The organism is Pantoea sp. RIT413 (assembly GCF_003057675.2).
Classification (GTDB): Bacteria; Pseudomonadota; Gammaproteobacteria; order Enterobacterales; family Enterobacteriaceae; genus Pantoea; species Pantoea eucrina.
Genome location: NZ_QBJB02000013.1, coordinates 45,737 through 61,976, shown reverse-complemented (window position 1 = coordinate 61,976; position 16,240 = coordinate 45,737). Strand labels below are relative to the sequence as shown.

General features: G+C 58.9%; 15 protein-coding genes. 5 read left to right on the top strand and 10 right to left on the bottom strand.

Annotated elements, in window-relative coordinates; all coding sequences use genetic code 11:
• The first annotated feature begins 237 nt into the window (after window positions 1-237).
• Window positions 238-1,737: an inorganic phosphate transporter PitA gene (gene pitA / locus DBY66_RS14720; protein ID WP_039381015.1), complete on the top strand. Its 1,500-nt coding sequence runs from the start codon at window positions 238-240 to the stop codon at window positions 1,735-1,737.
• Between the two features lie 77 nt (window positions 1,738-1,814).
• Here pitA and uspB read toward each other — a convergent pair whose 3' ends face one another.
• Window positions 1,815-2,150, bottom strand: a complete 336-nt coding sequence (gene uspB, locus DBY66_RS14715; protein ID WP_039381017.1) for a universal stress protein UspB — start codon at window positions 2,148-2,150, stop codon at window positions 1,815-1,817.
• Window positions 2,151-2,566: 416 nt separating this feature from the next.
• On the opposite strand from uspB, the gene uspA reads away from it, so the two are divergent.
• Window positions 2,567-3,004, top strand: a complete 438-nt coding sequence (gene uspA / locus DBY66_RS14710) for a universal stress protein UspA (RefSeq protein WP_039381019.1) — start codon at window positions 2,567-2,569, stop codon at window positions 3,002-3,004.
• 55 nt (window positions 3,005-3,059) lie between these two features.
• Here uspA and rsmJ read toward each other — a convergent pair whose 3' ends face one another.
• Window positions 3,060-3,809, bottom strand: coding sequence for a 16S rRNA (guanine(1516)-N(2))-methyltransferase RsmJ (gene rsmJ / locus DBY66_RS14705; protein ID WP_071669270.1), 750 nt, complete (start codon window positions 3,807-3,809; stop codon window positions 3,060-3,062).
• Window positions 3,810-3,817: 8 nt separating this feature from the next.
• Complete coding sequence (gene prlC, locus DBY66_RS14700; RefSeq protein ID WP_039381023.1) at window positions 3,818-5,860, bottom strand: oligopeptidase A; 2,043 nt, start codon at window positions 5,858-5,860, stop codon at window positions 3,818-3,820.
• 357 nt (window positions 5,861-6,217) lie between these two features.
• On the opposite strand from prlC, the gene DBY66_RS14695 reads away from it, so the two are divergent.
• Complete coding sequence (locus DBY66_RS14695; protein ID WP_039381025.1) at window positions 6,218-7,060, top strand: 23S rRNA (adenine(2030)-N(6))-methyltransferase RlmJ; 843 nt, start codon at window positions 6,218-6,220, stop codon at window positions 7,058-7,060.
• Window positions 7,061-7,072: 12 nt separating this feature from the next.
• On the opposite strand, the gene rnz is transcribed toward DBY66_RS14695, so the two are convergent.
• Entirely contained in the window at window positions 7,073-7,984 is a 912-nt protein-coding gene (gene rnz, locus DBY66_RS14690) for a ribonuclease Z (RefSeq protein ID WP_094112214.1), read from the bottom strand.
• A 125-nt stretch (window positions 7,985-8,109) separates the two neighbouring features.
• Between rnz and gorA the strand changes: the two genes are divergently transcribed.
• On the top strand, window positions 8,110-9,462 hold the full coding sequence (gene gorA, locus DBY66_RS14685) for a glutathione-disulfide reductase (RefSeq protein WP_108570172.1): 1,353 nt from the start codon (window positions 8,110-8,112) through the stop codon (window positions 9,460-9,462).
• Window positions 9,463-9,507: 45 nt separating this feature from the next.
• Here gorA and DBY66_RS14680 read toward each other — a convergent pair whose 3' ends face one another.
• The 5 genes from DBY66_RS14680 to DBY66_RS14660 form a co-directional block, all read right to left on the bottom strand.
• Window positions 9,508-10,524 (bottom strand): NAD(P)-dependent alcohol dehydrogenase, encoded by a 1,017-nt coding sequence (locus tag DBY66_RS14680; RefSeq protein WP_108570171.1) that lies wholly within the window; start codon window positions 10,522-10,524, stop codon window positions 9,508-9,510.
• Between the two features lie 105 nt (window positions 10,525-10,629).
• A complete protein-coding gene (locus DBY66_RS14675) occupies window positions 10,630-11,526 on the bottom strand; it encodes an alpha/beta hydrolase (protein ID WP_039381033.1) in 897 nt (298 codons plus the stop codon).
• A 183-nt stretch (window positions 11,527-11,709) separates the two neighbouring features.
• A complete protein-coding gene (locus DBY66_RS14670) occupies window positions 11,710-12,051 on the bottom strand; it encodes a hypothetical protein (RefSeq protein WP_108570170.1) in 342 nt (113 codons plus the stop codon).
• A 25-nt stretch (window positions 12,052-12,076) separates the two neighbouring features.
• Window positions 12,077-13,426, bottom strand: coding sequence for a sodium:proton antiporter (locus DBY66_RS14665; RefSeq protein ID WP_039381038.1), 1,350 nt, complete (start codon window positions 13,424-13,426; stop codon window positions 12,077-12,079).
• Between the two features lie 54 nt (window positions 13,427-13,480).
• A complete protein-coding gene (locus tag DBY66_RS14660) occupies window positions 13,481-14,686 on the bottom strand; it encodes an MFS transporter (protein ID WP_108570169.1) in 1,206 nt (401 codons plus the stop codon).
• Window positions 14,687-14,778: 92 nt separating this feature from the next.
• Here DBY66_RS14660 and DBY66_RS14655 point away from each other — a divergent pair, with 92 nt between their 5' ends.
• Complete coding sequence (locus DBY66_RS14655) at window positions 14,779-15,711, top strand: LysR family transcriptional regulator (RefSeq protein WP_039381040.1); 933 nt, start codon at window positions 14,779-14,781, stop codon at window positions 15,709-15,711.
• Between the two features lie 5 nt (window positions 15,712-15,716).
• Here DBY66_RS14655 and DBY66_RS14650 read toward each other — a convergent pair whose 3' ends face one another.
• Complete coding sequence (locus DBY66_RS14650) at window positions 15,717-16,223, bottom strand: TIGR00645 family protein (RefSeq protein ID WP_039381043.1); 507 nt, start codon at window positions 16,221-16,223, stop codon at window positions 15,717-15,719.
• Window positions 16,224-16,240: the final 17 nt, after the last annotated feature.

Genomic DNA, 16,240 nt, shown 5'->3' with positions numbered 1-16,240 from the left:
ATGTCCACCTGATTACGAAAGGCGCTGATTGTAGTGATCTGCGGCTTTTTGCGCCACCTTCAAAAAAATGCCGTAAATATGTCATAATGTAACTGTTTCATTTTTCGGCTCTTTTACCTTGTTTTGTCCTCTGAGTTACCAATTTAAGACAAAAAAAGGCTATATTTCTCTTTCCCATACAGTGCGTTGTCGCAGATAATGCGCCGCGTTCATGTCCTCCAAAATGGCGTAACGTTTATGCTACATCTGTTTGCTGGTCTTGACCTGAGTACCGGCCTGTTATTGGTTCTTGCCCTGCTGTTTGTATTGTTTTATGAGGCAATCAACGGCTTCCACGACACCGCCAACGCGGTCGCTACCGTCATCTACACCCGTGCGATGCGGGCGCAGCTGGCAGTGGTGATGGCAGGTGTGTTCAACTTTTTTGGCGTGCTACTCGGCGGTCTGAGCGTGGCCTACGCCATCGTACATATGCTTCCTACCGACCTGCTCCTGAATGTCGGTTCGGCGCACGGCCTCGCCATGGTCTTTTCCATGCTGCTGGCTGCCATTATCTGGAACCTCGGCACCTGGTATCTGGGCCTGCCGGCCTCCAGCTCCCATACGCTGATTGGCGCCATTATCGGTATTGGTCTCACCAATGCGCTGATGACCGGCACCTCTGTAGTGGATGCGCTTAATCTGCCAAAAGTGATCAATATCTTTCTGTCGCTGATCCTGTCACCGATTATCGGATTGATCATCGCCGGCGGCCTGATTTTCCTGCTGCGCCGCTACTGGAGCAGTACGAAGAAACGTGCGCGTATTCATATGACCCCCGCTGACCGTGAAAAGATCGATGGCAAGAAAAAGCCGCCGTTCTGGACGCGCATCGCGCTGATTGTTTCGGCCATCGGTGTCAGCTATTCACACGGCGCTAACGACGGACAGAAAGGCATTGGTCTGATCATGCTGGTGCTGATTGGCGTGGCTCCGGCAGGTTTTGTCGTGAATATGAACGCTTCCGGTTATGACATCACCCGCACGCGCGATGCGGTTAATCATCTGGAGCAGTATTACCGCCAGCACGGCGATTCGCTGACGCACATTGTGCAGATGGCACCGCCTGCGCTGCCGACGCCGGAAGAAGTTCCGAGCGGCCCGCAGGAGTTCCACTGTGACAGCGCCCGTGCGCTGCAGGCTATCGGCCGGGCCCAGGGCCTGCTGAACAATCTGCAGAGCTACGATCAGCTCTCTGTCGATCAGCGCAGCCAGATGCGTCGTCTGCTGCTGTGCATCTCTGACACTGCGGATAAGGCGGCCAAGCTGCCGGAAACCGGTGCGGATGATAAGCGCTTCCTCAGCAAGCTGAAGGGCGATCTGCTTGGCACCATCGAGTATGCTCCGGTCTGGATTATCGTGGCCGTGGCGCTGGCGCTGGGTATCGGCACCATGATTGGCTGGCGACGTGTGGCAACCACCATCGGTGAAAAAATCGGTAAGAAAGGCATGACCTATGCGCAGGGTATGTCAGCGCAGGTGACCGCCGCCGTATCGATTGGCGTGGCAAGCTATACCGGTATGCCGGTTTCAACCACGCATATCCTCTCCTCCTCTGTGGCCGGCACCATGCTGGTTGACGGTGGCGGACTGCAGAGTCGCACCATTAAAAATATCGCCATGGCGTGGATCTTCACGCTGCCGGTCTGTATTTTGCTCTCGGGCGGACTCTACTGGATTGCGCTGCATCTGATTTGATACCGCACTATTCCGGTAAAAGGGCGACAGCAGTGTCGCCCTTTTTTATTGCCTGCGCGCGGAATAACGGTGTCGCTTTACTGCCAGATCGCCATCGCCACCAAACTCACCACGACCAGAAAACAGAGTCCGCTGGTCAGTACAAACTGACTGCGCACCCGTTCACAGCGGCGGATAAACTCATCGTCATGATGGTCAAGATAGCGCTTTAACCAGATATAGCGCACCAGCCGCACCTGTTTACCCGGCTGGCCGTGAGACGTAAAAAAGCCGGCACCATCAACATACTGGTACAACAGCGGATCGCAGCCGCGCAATACGTAGAGCAGCGCACGCAGGGAAGAGAAGTAGCGCGCCATATTTACCAGACAAACCACACAAAGAGCCCAAAAAAGCGCGATAGTGCTGATCATATTTCCCCCTTCTGGCTGGTACCGCAATGACGTGATATGCAGCGGGGAAGTGCTGCAGACGCCCTGTGGAAAATAAGCCAGCCATCGATAAGCAGATTGGCGTTGTTGTTTTACAGATCTGCGCCTCGCCACCAGAGAAAAGTGGCACGCAATTTCAGTGTAGAATATCTGCTCAAACTTTTTCCAGCGACGCGCTTCGTCAATATATGCATAACCCCCTGCTCAGTGGATCGTTATCACGCTCAGGCGCAGCGGTGCAGCATTTGCCGGTGACACTGGCTATACTCAGCAGATAACAACAGATCCTGCAGTTTCATTGAGTCACCGGCGCATCATCGCCGCTTCGCGCTAAGGAAAACGCCCGCCGTGGTTTGCGGGAGGGTAGCCCCCCAGAATATTGAGAAAGGAGTTTTATCATGGCCTATAAACATATCCTGATTGCAGTCGATCTCTCTCCGGAAAGCCAGCTGCTGGTGGATAAAGCGGTATCGCTGGCGCGTCCTTATGATGCCAAAATCTCGCTGATCCACGTTGACGTTAACTATTCCGATCTCTATACCGGCCTGATTGACGTCAATCTCGGCGATATGCAGAAGCGCATTTCAGAGGAGACGCACAGCGCCCTGAAAGCTCTCTCCGTCAGCGCAGGCTATCCGGTTGGCGAAACGCTGAGCGGCAGCGGCGATCTGGGCCAGGTGCTGGTGGATGCTATCCGGAAATATGATGTGGATCTGGTGGTCTGCGGACATCACCAGGATTTCTGGAGCAAGCTGATGTCATCCGCGCGTCAGCTGATCAATACCGTGCATATCGATATGCTGATTGTGCCGCTGCGCGACGCAGAAGAAGAATAAAAAAACAGGCCGGGATAACCGGCCTGTTTTATATCTGACGCCCTGCTCTGCCGCTTCAGGTTAGCGGCGGATAGATATCAAAACGGTGACTTTTTGTCACCACGGCAGACTGTGTCACCACGCCTGCCAGCGGCGGTGCGTAATCAGGACGCTTGACCACGATACGCTTTTTCGCCAGACGCCGCGCAGGCTCCAGCAGCGCATCGGCATCCTCATCAGCCCCCACCAGCGACTGAAATACGCGCATCTCTTTTTTTACCATCGCACTTTTCTGCCGGTGCGGATACATGGGGTCGAGATAGACCACATCCGGCGCGGGCGCGATATCGCTCAGCGCCTGCTGGCTCGCCACGTGCAGCAGCGTCAGCCGCTCGCGCAGCCAGCCGCCGATTTCGCTGTCGGCGTAGCCACGCTGCAGGCCATCCTCAAGCAGCGCGGCGACCACCGGGTGGCGCTCCAGCATCCGCACCCGGCACCCCAGCGCGGCAAGCACAAACGCATCGCGTCCGAGACCGGCCGTTGCGTCGACCACATCCGGCAGATAGCCGCCTTTGATGCCCACGGCTTTGGCCACCGCTTCGCCGCGTCCGCCGCCAAATTTGCGCCGGTGCGCCATGGCACCGGAGACAAAATCGACAAAAATACCGCCCAGCTTAGGCTCATCGCGCTTGCGCAGCTCAAGATGCGCAGACGTGAGCACCAGCGCCAGCGGCGCGTTCTCATCCTGCTCAAGGCCCCAGCGCGTTGCCAGCTGTAATAAGGCGCCGTCTCCGGCGCCTGTTTCATCCACTAAACCGATTTTCACAAGCCGGTTTATCCCTGGATGCCGTAGCTTTTCAGCATGGCATCAAGCTGCGGCTCGCGGCCGCGGAAGCGTTTGAACAGCTCCATTGGCTCTTCAGCACCGCCGCGCGTCAGGATATTGTCAAGGAAAGCCTGGCCGGTTTCGCGATTGAAAATGCCCTCATCGCTGAGGCGCGCCCACGCATCTGCTGCCAGCACATCGGCCCATAAATAGCTGTAGTAACCGGCGGCATATCCGCCTGCAAAGATATGGCTGAACGCATGCGGGAAGCGTCCCCACTGCGGCGATTCCACAACGGCAACCTGCTTCTTGACGGCATGCAGGGTATCCATAACCTTCGGCCCCTGCTGCGGGTCAAAACCTGTGTGAAGCTGCAGATCGAACAGGCCGAATTCAAGCTGACGCAGGATAAACAGCGCCGCATGGTAATTCTTCGCTTTCAGCATTTTTTCCAGCAGCTCGTCCGGCAGGGATGAACCGGTTTGGTAGTGACCGGAGATAAAATCCAGCGCATCCGGTTCCCAGCACCAGTTTTCCATAAACTGGCTCGGCAGTTCGACCGCATCCCATGGTACGCCGTTGATACCCGATATTCCCGGGACTTCAACCTGCGTCAGCATGTGGTGCAGACCATGGCCAAATTCGTGGAACAGCGTGATAACTTCGTCGTGCGTAAACAGGGCAGGCTTATCCGACAGCGGCTGGCTGAAATTACAGGTCAGATAGGCGATAGGCTTCTGCAGGCTGCCGTCCGCCTTGCGCATTTTATCAACGCAATTATCCATCCAGGCACCACCGCGCTTATGCTCGCGCGCGTAGAGATCGAGATAGAAACTGCCGCGCAGTTCGCCGCTTTCATCAAACAGGTCGAAGAAGCGGACATCATGATGGTAGATCTCAACGCCCTTGCGCTCTTTAACGTTGATGCCGTAGATACGTTTTACGACTTCAAACAGGCCTTTTAATACGCGGGCTTCCGGAAAATAGGGACGCAGCTGTTCATCACTGATCGCGAAGAGATGCTGCTTCTGCTTTTCACTAAAATAGGTGATATCCCAGGGCTGCATGTTATCAACCCCGTACACCTCTTTAGCGAACTCACGCAGCTGCGCCAGCTCCTGCTCAGCCTGTGGACGGGCGCGTTTTGCCAGATCGCCCAGGAAGTCGATGACCTGAGACGGGCTGTCGGCCATTTTGGTTACCAGCGACTTATCCGCGTAGGAGTCGTAGCCAAGCAGCTGGGCCAGCTCGTGGCGCAGCGCCAGCTGCTCTTCCATTATCGGGCCATTATCCCATTTGCCTGCGTTGGGTCCCTGATCGGAAGCGCGCGTAGCGTACGCGCGGTACATCTCTTCACGCAGGGCGGCGTTGTCGCAATAGGTGATAATTGGCAGATAGCTCGGGATATCCAGCGTCAGCAGCCAGCCTTCCTGCTTGCGTAGCTTAGCCTGCGCCTCGGCAGCGGCAAGCGCATCTTCAGGTACACCCGCCAGCTCCGCTTTATCGGTGACAAGTTTGGTCCAGCCCATGGTCGCATCCAGCACATTGTTGCTGTAGGCTGAGCCCAGCTCTGACAGGCGCGCCATAATTTTGCCATAGCGCCGCTGTTTGTCTCTTTCCAGCCCGATGCCTGACAGCTCGAAATCACGCAGGCTGTTATCAATAGCGCGCTGCTGCTCCGGGCTGAGTGCAGCAAAGCCTTCGCTTTGCTTCAGGCTGCGATACGCCTTGTAGAGGCCCTCATGCTGTCCAACCCAGGTAGAATATTCAGAAAGCAGCGGCAGCACTTTGTCGAAGGCGTCGCGCAGATCGGGGTTATTTTTTACCGCATTCAGATGGCTGACAGGTGAAAATACGCGGCTCAGACGATCGTCTGCTTCTGCAATAGGCTGAACCAGGCTCTCCCAGGTGTAAGGCGCTCCCCGCGTTACCGCACGATCTACCGTATCACGGCACTCTTCAAGAACCTGAGTCACGGCAGGCACCACATGCTCGGGTTTAATGGCGGTAAAAGGGGGCAGGGTAAAAGGGGTAAGTAATGGGTTAGTCATAAGCGCGATCCTTTCATCATGGAATTATGGGCGCGAATACTCGCGCTACGCAATTTTACTAAAATGCGGGCGCCGGACATTAAAATCAATGCCGTAAAATGGAATAGAAGTAGGAAAAAACGCTCAAAATTGCATTTCCAGGCGCGATCTGGCAGCAAATTAAGCGTGAGCCTGAATCGGCCTGTCACTATTTTGCCGTGCCCTGCCCGCTTTCCCGCGGCTGGCCCGATGCGTACTGCGCTGCCGCAGCGCCGGGGCGGAGGCCGCAAAAGCCCAGCAATTTCTGTACGGTCCGGCTATAATCGCGCCATATTCAATCGTCAACTCCTTTGATCCAACTGCGGACCCCCATCTTTTATGCTGAGTTATCGCCACAGTTTTCACGCCGGCAACCACGCCGACGTGCTGAAACACACCGTTGAAAGCCTGATCCTCACCGCGCTCATGGAGAAGGATAAGCCCTTTCTCTATCTGGATACGCACGCGGGTGCCGGACGCTACCAGCTGAGCAGCGCGCACGCCGAGCGCACGGGTGAATATCTGGAAGGCATCGCCCGCATCTGGCAGCAGCCTGACGCGCCTGCGCTGCTGAAACCCTATCTGAACGCGGTGCGTAACCTGAATCCCGGTGGCACCCTGCGCTACTATCCAGGTTCACCGCTGATCGCCCGTTACCTGCTGCGCGAAGAGGATAAGCTGCAGCTGACCGAACTGCACCCCAGCGACTATCCGCTACTACGCACCGAGTTCAGCAAAGATGCGCGCGCGCGCGTGGAACGCGGCGATGGCTATCAGCAGCTGAAGGCGAAACTGCCACCGCCGGCGCGGCGCGGCCTGATCCTGATCGATCCCCCTTATGAGATGAAAAGCGACTACCAGGATGTGGTGAAAGGGATTCAGGAAGGCTATAAGCGCTTTGCTACCGGTATCTATGCGCTCTGGTATCCGGTGGTAATGCGCCAGCAAATCAAACATATGCTGCGCGATCTGGAAGCTACCGGTATCCGCAATATTCTGCAGATTGAGCTGGCGGTGCGTCCGGACAGCGACCAGCGCGGCATGACCGCTTCCGGCATGATCGTCATTAATCCGCCGTGGAAACTCAAAGCGCAGATGGAAGAGCTGCTGCCGTGGCTGCATAAAACGCTGGTCCCTGCCGGCACCGGGCACTATAGCGTGACGCAGGTAGTACCAGAGTAACCGTCCGGCGCGTTAAATCTCCACAACAGCAAAATCGTGTGCCAGTTCGGTTGCCGCAAACACCGACTGGCACTCCGCCAGCAGCTTGTCCCGATCTGCAGAGAGATAGCGCGAGCTGAAGTGCGTCGCGATCATACGCTTAACCCCCGCCTGCTGCGCCACGGCTGCCGCCTGCACCGTCGTTGAGTGACCGCGCCCGTTGGCCTTCTCCGCCATTGCTGCCTCAAGCGTGGTTTCATGCACCATGACATCGGCGTTGGCCGCCAGCGCCAGCGCGGCGTCGGTCGGCGCGGTATCGCCAAATATTGCCAGCACCTTACCTGGCGTCGCGGGCCCCAGATAGTCTGCGCCGTTAATTTCGCGCCCATCCTCCAGCCGGATAACTTTTCCCTGCTTTAGATCCTGATACCAGGGGCCGCGCGGCACGCCCTCTGCTTTAAGTCGTGCGGCATCCAGAAATCCGGGCTTATCATGCTGCTCAATGCGGTAGCCGTAGCACTCTACGACATGATTCATCGGATAAGCGGTCACCCGGAACTCGCCGTTATCCAGTACCAGACCCGCCTCAATCTCCACGATTTCCAGCGGATAAGTGGTCCATGAACTGCTCAGGCTCAGCGCGTTTTCAACAAATGCCTTCAGCCCCTCAGGGCCATACAGCGTCAGCGGATCGAGCATGCCCGCCATCGAGCGGCTGGTAAGCAGGCCCGGCAGGCCAAAAATGTGATCGCCATGCAGGTGCGTAATGAAAATCTTCTCCAGTTTGCCAGGGCGAAGCGCCGAGCGCATAAACTGATGCTGCGTCGCCTCACCGCAGTCAAACAGCCAGGTGTCGCCACGCTTTGAGAGCGTCAGGGCGATCGCGCTGACATTGCGCTGTAAACTGGGCGCGCCCGCGCCGGTGCCTAAAAAAGTCAGATGCATAATAGCCTTACCTGTAAGCGAAACCTGGATTTCACTCTATCATAATCATAGGCGGAACCTTTGCGCCGCTCCGCCAGGTAGCGGTAAACTTTACGCCATATTTTCTCAACAGACGGAAACAACGGATGACCAGACATTTTGACTACCTCGCTATCGGCGGCGGCAGCGGCGGCATCGCCTCCATTAATCGTGCAGCCATGCACGGCCAGACGTGTGCGCTGATCGAAGCGAAAGAGCTGGGTGGCACCTGCGTTAACGTCGGTTGCGTGCCCAAAAAAGTGATGTGGCATGCGGCACAGATCGCCGAAGCCATTCATCTGTATGGACCCGATTACGGCTTTGATACTACGGTGAACCGCTTTGACTGGGCCACGCTGGTAAAGAACCGCAGCGCCTATATCGATCGCATTCACACCTCTTATGACAACGTGCTGGGCAAAAACAAAGTCGAAGTCATCAAAGGCTTTGCCCGCTTTGTGGATGCGCACACGGTGGAAGTTAATGGTGAAACGATCACCGCCGATCATATTCTGATCGCCACCGGCGGACGCCCGGTGCGCCCTGCTGTGCCAGGTGCCGAATATGGTATCGATTCTGACGGTTTCTTTGAGCTGGGATCCTTACCGCGGCGCGTGGCCGTAGTGGGTGCAGGCTATATCGCCGTTGAGCTGGCAGGCGTGGTCAACGCGCTGGGCGCGGAAACGCATCTGTTCGTGCGTAAACACGCTCCGCTGCGCAGTTTTGATCCGCTCCTGAGCGAAACGCTGGTGGAGGTGATGCAGGCGGAAGGCCCGCAGCTGCATACCGAAGCGACGCCAAAAGCCGTGGTTAAAAATGCTGACGGCAGCCTGACGCTGCAGCTGGAAAATGGCAGCGAACAGACGGTGGATTGCCTGGTCTGGGCGGTGGGTCGCGAACCGGCAACCGATAATCTTAACCTTGACGTGACCGGCGTTGCGCTCGATGAGAAAGGCTATATCCGCGTCGATAAGTTTCAGAATACCAGCGTCGCAGGCATTTATGCGGTAGGAGATAACACCGGTGCCGTCGAGCTGACGCCGGTAGCGGTGGCGGCAGGCCGTCGTCTCTCTGAGCGTCTGTTTAACAACAAACCGGATGAGCATCTCGACTACAGCGATATTCCGACAGTGGTGTTCAGCCATCCGCCGATTGGCACGGTGGGCCTGACCGAACCGCAGGCGCGCGAGCAGTATGGTGATGACCAGGTGAAAGTCTATAAATCCTCTTTTACCGCCATGTACACCGCGGTCACGCAGCATCGCCAGCCGTGCCGCATGAAGCTGGTCTGCGTCGGCCCGGAAGAGAAGATTGTCGGTATTCACGGCATCGGCAGCGGCATGGATGAGATGCTGCAGGGCTTTGCCGTGGCGCTGAAGATGGGTGCCACGAAAAAAGATTTCGACAATACCGTGGCGATTCACCCCACCGCAGCGGAAGAGTTTGTGACGATGCGTTAACAAAAAGGCGCCCGGACGGGCGCCTTTTTTGATCGCCGTAGCCGGTTACCAGGAGAGGGTAATTTTGCCAAAGTGGCTGGCGCCCTGCTGATGGCGGAACGCCGCCGGCAGATCGTCAAGCGCCGTAAAATGCTCACCAATTACCGGCCGCACCGCAATCTGCTCCAGCGCCCGCACAAACTCCTGCTGCTGCCGGCGATGGCCCACTATCAGCCCCTGGATCCGCGCCTGCTTCGCCATCAACAGCGAGGTCGGGATCACGCCTTCATGGCCGGTCAGTACGCCAATCAGCGCGATATGTCCGCCGATACGCACCGCTTTGATCGACTCTGCCATGGTGCCCGGTCCGCCCAGCTCAATCACCACGTCCGCACCGATTCCCTCCGTCAGCTGCTGTACTTCGCTGCCCCACCCGGGCGTGGTGCGGTAGTTAATGCCGGCATCGGCGCCCAGCTCGCGCGCACGCGCCAGCTTCTCATCAGAGGATGAGGTGACAATCACCCGCGCGCCCATCGCTTTAGCGATCTGCAGTGCGGTAATGGAGACGCCGCCGGTGCCGATCGTAACGATAGTATCGCCCGCCTTGATCTGCGCATCGCCTGCCAGCGCCCGCCACGCCGTCAGCCCGGAGGTGGTGATAGTGGCCGCTTCAGCATGGCTCCAGCCGCGCGGCGCCAGGGTGAAGTGATGCGCCGGGCGCACCACGCTTTCCGCGGCAAAGCCCTGCGCGCCATCTCCCGGCGTGCGGGTGAAGTCGCCCACGCGGGCGTAAGGCAGGCCATCCTGCCACTGCGGGAAAAAGCAGGACACCACGTGGTCGCCGGGGCGGAATTCGCTGACGCTGCTGCCCACCGCCTCCACGACGCCGGCGCCGTCCGCCATCATAATGCGCCCCGCTTCGGTCGGGATCGATCCGTCGGCAACCAGCAGATCGTGATAATTAAGTGAGGTGGCGTGGATACGGACGCGGATCTCGTCAGCGGCGGGCTTGCCGGGATCGGGCAGATCCACCAGCCGCAGATTATCCAGCCCGCCGGGCTGGTTAAGAATCATCGCTTTCATTCGCTTTTCTCCTGTCAGGACACAATAACGCGTTATCGGTTACTGAGTGTGGCAGTGCAACAGCATTCCCGCCTGGTAGGGTGTGCGGCAGGTGCGCCGCAGCGATCAGCTCAGTTTGTCGAGCCAGCGCACATACGCCTGGTCCCAGAGCGCAGCAGGCGTACCCGCTTTACCCAGGCCAAATCCGTGCCCGCCGCTGCTGAGCTCAATCAGCTCAACCGGTACGCGCATGCGCCGGCAGACGTCGCGCATCAGTTCGGTGTTGTAAGGATTAGAAGTGCGATCGTCCTCCGCCTGGGCGAGAAACGTCGGCGGATAGGCGCGGGTCACATAGTTTTGCACGGACCAGTTCGCCGCCTGGGTCGCGGTGGCGTGCGCTCCCACCATCATCAGGCGGGTCTGCGTATGCTGAAACGGCGCTTCCAGCGTAATCACCGGGTAGATAAGCCCCACGCTGCTGGCTGAAGGCACGATCTCATCCAGCGCGTCCTGCTGCGGATAAGTGCGAAAGTCAGGTCTCGCGGCGGCCATGCCCAGCAGGTGGCCGCCGGCCGAAAAGCCGAGCAGGTGCACTTTCGACTCCATCGCGCGCACCATGCGAATGGCGCGCTGTGCATCCTGCAGCGGTGCCAGGTTACCCGCCTGCCACTTTTCACCGGGCAGGCGATAGCTCAGCACATAGGCGGTATAGCCATTGGCATTCAGCCAGCGCGCCACCGGCCACGCCTCCCGGCCCATGCCGATAAAGCGATAGCCACCGCCCGCGGCAATCAGTACCGCCTCGCCGTTGGGGTTTTCCGGACGAAAGCGCTGGATAGCGGGTGAAACGATATTGGTCCATGAGCCTTTGGTATTGACCCTTAACAGGCCCGACGGACCACCCCCACCCGGCGGCTCATCCGGCCAGAGCGGAATGATGTCGTCACGGGCAAACAGCTTGCCGGTGGTCATCGCGAGAACGGTTGCCCCGCTCGCCTGTAAAAAACGACGACGTGTCATCATGTTGCGTGCCAGCCACTCTCAGAAAACACCCGGCCACGGGTCAGATTATTGGTGTGACGAAAGTCTGATTTCTATCCGGCGATAATGTACGCATTCCGCACCAAAAAGCCATAAAAAAACGCGCCATAAAAGGCGCGTAAAACGTGATGGCTGCCGCTGCGGCACATACCGCAAAGCGGCGGCTTAATCCTGCTGCTGAAACTGCGTCATGACGGTCTGCTCGCACTGCTGCTGATCGTGACGCAGCTTACCGCGCTCCTCTTCACCGAGTTCCAGCCAGCCATTGATCACTTCCTGCGCGATCTCTTCATCAAATTCAGTCTTGTTCATCGCAGAAGGTGACTGGCTGGCGGCCATTTGCGCTTTCAGCTTCGCGGTATAGCTCTCCATGTCACCGGTTTTCTGTTCACTGCTGACCAGATGGCAGAGCTGGCCGGCGTAAATATTTTCCTGCGCATCCGCATCTGCTGCCAGCGCGCTGGCGGAAAGGGTTAAGCCCGTCAGGGCAATCAATAAGCGTTTCATAAAAGCTCCTGTTGTTTCCGGAAACTCAGGTTTCATCCTGTTGCGTGCGTGCCGCCTGGCGGGCAGCACGCCAGTTTAAAAGCGGTGTCACCGTGATACCGTGCAGCACCACGCTGCATACTACAATGGTCAGGGCCATATCCACCATCTGCTGCGCTTCTGCGCCCTGCAGGCCGTGCACCCAGGCAAAAGCGATATAGTTGATACTGCCAATTCCGCGAATGCCGAGCCAGCCAATCAGCAGCCGGCGCGCGCGCGGCATTTCACAGCGCCAGGTGGTGAGCCAGACCGCCAGCGGCCGCACCACGACAAACAGCAGCAGCGCCAGGCCAATGCCCATCGGATTCCAGTGGTGCGCCAGCGTAATGCCCAGCACCACCATCAGCGCGGCAGCCAGCAGGCGCTCTACCGTATCGCCAAATGAGAGCGCATCGCCAATGACCAGACCCACGGACTTAACCATGCCGCCGCCGCTCTGCCGCACGCGCTGATTAGGATTCACCATGACTTCAGCCGGCAGATGCTGCTTCTCCTCCGGCAGATCTTCCAGCGGAAAACAGCGCGTGACGCGCAGTTCAGCGCGCCGCAGGCCGACGCCTGCAGCAAAGGTTGCCAGGAAGCCGGAGGCATCCAGCGCCTGCGAGGCGGCATAGCTGAACGCAATAAGCGCCAGCGCGAGAAAATCGTTTGGCGCCACATCGTCGTGCGCGCTGCGCAGCCGCGCCGCGAGCTGGCCGATAACGCGCCCCAGCAGATAGCCAATTGCAATCCCCCCGCCAATAGACCAGAGCACATCCAGCGTCGCCCACTCCCCCAGGCTGGCGAGATCAAAGCCTTCCGGGCGCATCAGCAGCAGCGCCAGGATCAGCAGCGGCAGCGCCGAGCCATCGTTCATTCCCGCCTCGCTGGAGAGCGCAACGCGCAGCGCATCATCATCGCGCGCATCGTTGACTGAAATCAGGCTGGCCAGCACCGGATCGGTTGGCGCAACAATGGCGCCAAACGCCAGCGACAGCGGCCAGTTAAAGCCGGTGATCCAGTGCACCAGACAAGCCATACCGCCTACCGTCAGCAGCATCGCCGGAAACGCCAGCCGCAGTCCGACCCGCCAGGCGTGCGCTTTCAGCGGCAGGCGCAGCTTCAGACCGGTGATAAACAGCGACGCGGCCATGGTGATTTCGGTGATATGCGCCACCAGCTCAGAGTGACCAACAATATCGATACGCAGCAGGTCCAGCACCCAGGGACCGCAGATAATCCCGGCGATAAGATAGAGGCCAAATGAGGTCACCGGCCCGCGGTGGATCCAGCCGGAGGCCAGTGACATGATCAGTAACAGACCGCCGACAACGGCGGTCCAGGCAAGGAAATTCATAACGCTCCGCTTTTCAAAAACATAACTCCCTTAAGCCTGGCACAGGATTGAAAATTAGTGTCTGAGATGCGCACTGCCCAGGCGTACCAGCAGCGCCAGCGCCGCCGCCGTCGTTGCCAGCGTGACCACGCCGTTCCAGCCAAAATGCGCCAGCGCCAGGCTGCCGAGGGCCGCGCCGGCGGCCATGCCGACAAACACCACGGTAAACATCAGGGCATTCAGGCGGCTGCGCGCCTCAGGTGCCAGGCTGTAGACCAGCGTCTGATGCGCCACCAGCGTCGCCTGCACCCCCAGATCAAATCCCACCGTACTCAGGATAATCACGCCCGGCTGCGCCGCCAGCGGCAGCAGCGGCAGCAGAAACATCAGCGCGAACGACACCATCACCAGCGCAGAGCCATACTGCGTCACCCGCGCCGGACCGATGCGATCGGCTACGCTGCCGGCCAGCGGAGCAGCCAGCGCCCCTGCCGCGCCCGCCAGGCCAAACGCACCCGCGATGGCACTGTCGAAATGAAAGCGCTCGCTCAGCATCAGCGCCAGCGTTGACCAGAAGGCGCTGAATCCCACCGATAGCAGCCCCTGTGCCAGCGCGGCGCGGCGCAGCGTCTGATGCTGACGCCACAGCTGCGCCAGCGACAGCAGCAGGCGCGGATAGCTGACGGCGGTACCGGGTGTGAAGCGCGGCAGCACGCGCCAGAGCGCCAGCGTCATCAGCAGCATGGCACCCGCAGCGATAAAATAGAGCGTACGCCAGCCGGCATACTCCGCCACCAGGCCGCTGATCACGCGCGACAGCAGAATGCCCGCCAGCAGCCCGGTCATTACCACGCCAACCGTCTTGCCCCGGCGATGCTCCGGTGCCAGCGCGGCAGAGGCGGGCACAATATCCTGCGCGACGGTAGCGGTCAGCCCGGTGACAAAGCTGGCGATCAGCAGCGCGCCGATTCCGCCGGCAAAGCCACACAGCAGCAGCGAGGCCACCAGCAGAAGCCCCTTAATCAGAATAATGGTCCGCCGGTCGTGGCGATCGCCCAGCGGGGCCAGCAGCAGGATCCCCAGCGCATAGCCCGCCTGCGTCAGCATCGGCACCATACCGGTGCTGCTGATGCCGGTATTAAACGTTTTACTGATGATATCCAGCATGGGCTGACTGTAGTAGATAGAGGCGACGCTCAGGCCGGCACCGGCGGCAAGCGTAAACAGCAGCGGAGCGGGAAGCGTTTCTGCGCGACGGGCAGATGACAATAAAACAGACATAGGTGACTCTCCTGAAAAGTTGCGCCTATTAAAGCGCGCGGCAGCCATACGCGGTAGAGTGTGACAGGACACAACCGTTATGCGTGGTACGTATGAATAACCTGACCAGCACCGATCGTATTGCCCTGATGCAGACCTTTATCCGTATCGTTGAGAGTGGCTCCCTCTCCGCCGCCGCGCGGCAGCTTAATACCACCCAGCCCACCGTCAGCCGCCGGCTGCAGGCGCTGGAGCACTATCTCGGCCTGAAGCTGATACTGCGCACCACCCATGCGCTCAAGCTGACCGATGACGGAGAGCGCTGCTATACGCAGGCGCGCCAGCTGCTGGCAACGTGGTACGCGCTGGAGGATGAACTGACCGGCTCACATGACGAGCCAGCGGGCACGCTGCGGGTGCGCGCACCGCACGCTTTCGGGCAGGATCAGCTGATTACGCCGCTGGTCGCCTGGCTGGAGCGTTATCCGCGTCTGAATGTAGAGTGGATGCTTAACGATCGCACGCCGGACTTTATCAGTGAAAACGTGGACTGTGCGATTCAGGTTGGTGCGCCGGACGATCCGGGCATTGTGGCCGTGCTGCTGGCGGAAGTGCCGCGTATTGTAGTGGCAGCGCCGGCGCTGCTGGCCGCCCATCCGCCCGTGACGCAGGCAGAAGAACTGACACAGCTGCCGTGGCTGGCGCTGACCAGCTTTTATCGCAATGAGATTGCGCTGCAGCGCGTCAGCGATAGCGCAATGGTGAACCTGGCGATCGCGCCGCGGCTCGCCAGCGACAGCCTTTATGCGGTGCGCAAGGCCGCGCTGGCCGGAATGGGCGTGGCGCTGGTTTCATCGTGGGTGGTACAGGACGATCTGGAGAGCGGCGCGCTGGTGCAGCTGCTGCCGGCGTGGCAGGCGCCGCCGCTGCCGGTCTGGCTGACCTACCCGTGGGCCAGCTACTATCCGGCAAGGCTGCGCCATTTTTTTACGCTGATTAAAACGGTCATGCCGCAGCTGCTCGGCACCCGCCCCCCGGCACGCTGAGCAGATCAGCCAGCGTGCTTTTTCTCCATTTTTGACATGTTATCCAGCCAGCCCATAACAAACGCGGAGAGCACAAAGGTCAGATGGATGATCACGTACCACATCAGCTTGTCGTTGGCGACGTTGCGCGCATCCATAAAGATACGCAGCAGATGGATAGAGGAGATCGCCACAATGGAGGCGGCGACTTTATTCTTAAGCGAGCCGGAGTCCATCTTGCCCAGCCAGCTCAGCTTCTCTTTGTGTTCGGCGATATCGAGCTTCGAGACAAAGTTTTCATAGCCGGAGAGCATCACCATCACCAGCAGCCCTCCGACCAGCGTCATGTCAACCAGCGACAGCAGCAGCAGGATCAGATCGTTTTCCGCAATGCTGAGGATGTTCGGCAGCAGATGGAAAATTTCCTGAAAAAATTTAACGGTCAGCGCCAGCAGGCCCAGCGAAAGTCCAATGTAAACCGGTGCCAGCAGCCAGCGGGATGAATACATCAGGTTTTCGGTAAAACGTTCCATAAGTTTCCATAAGTTAG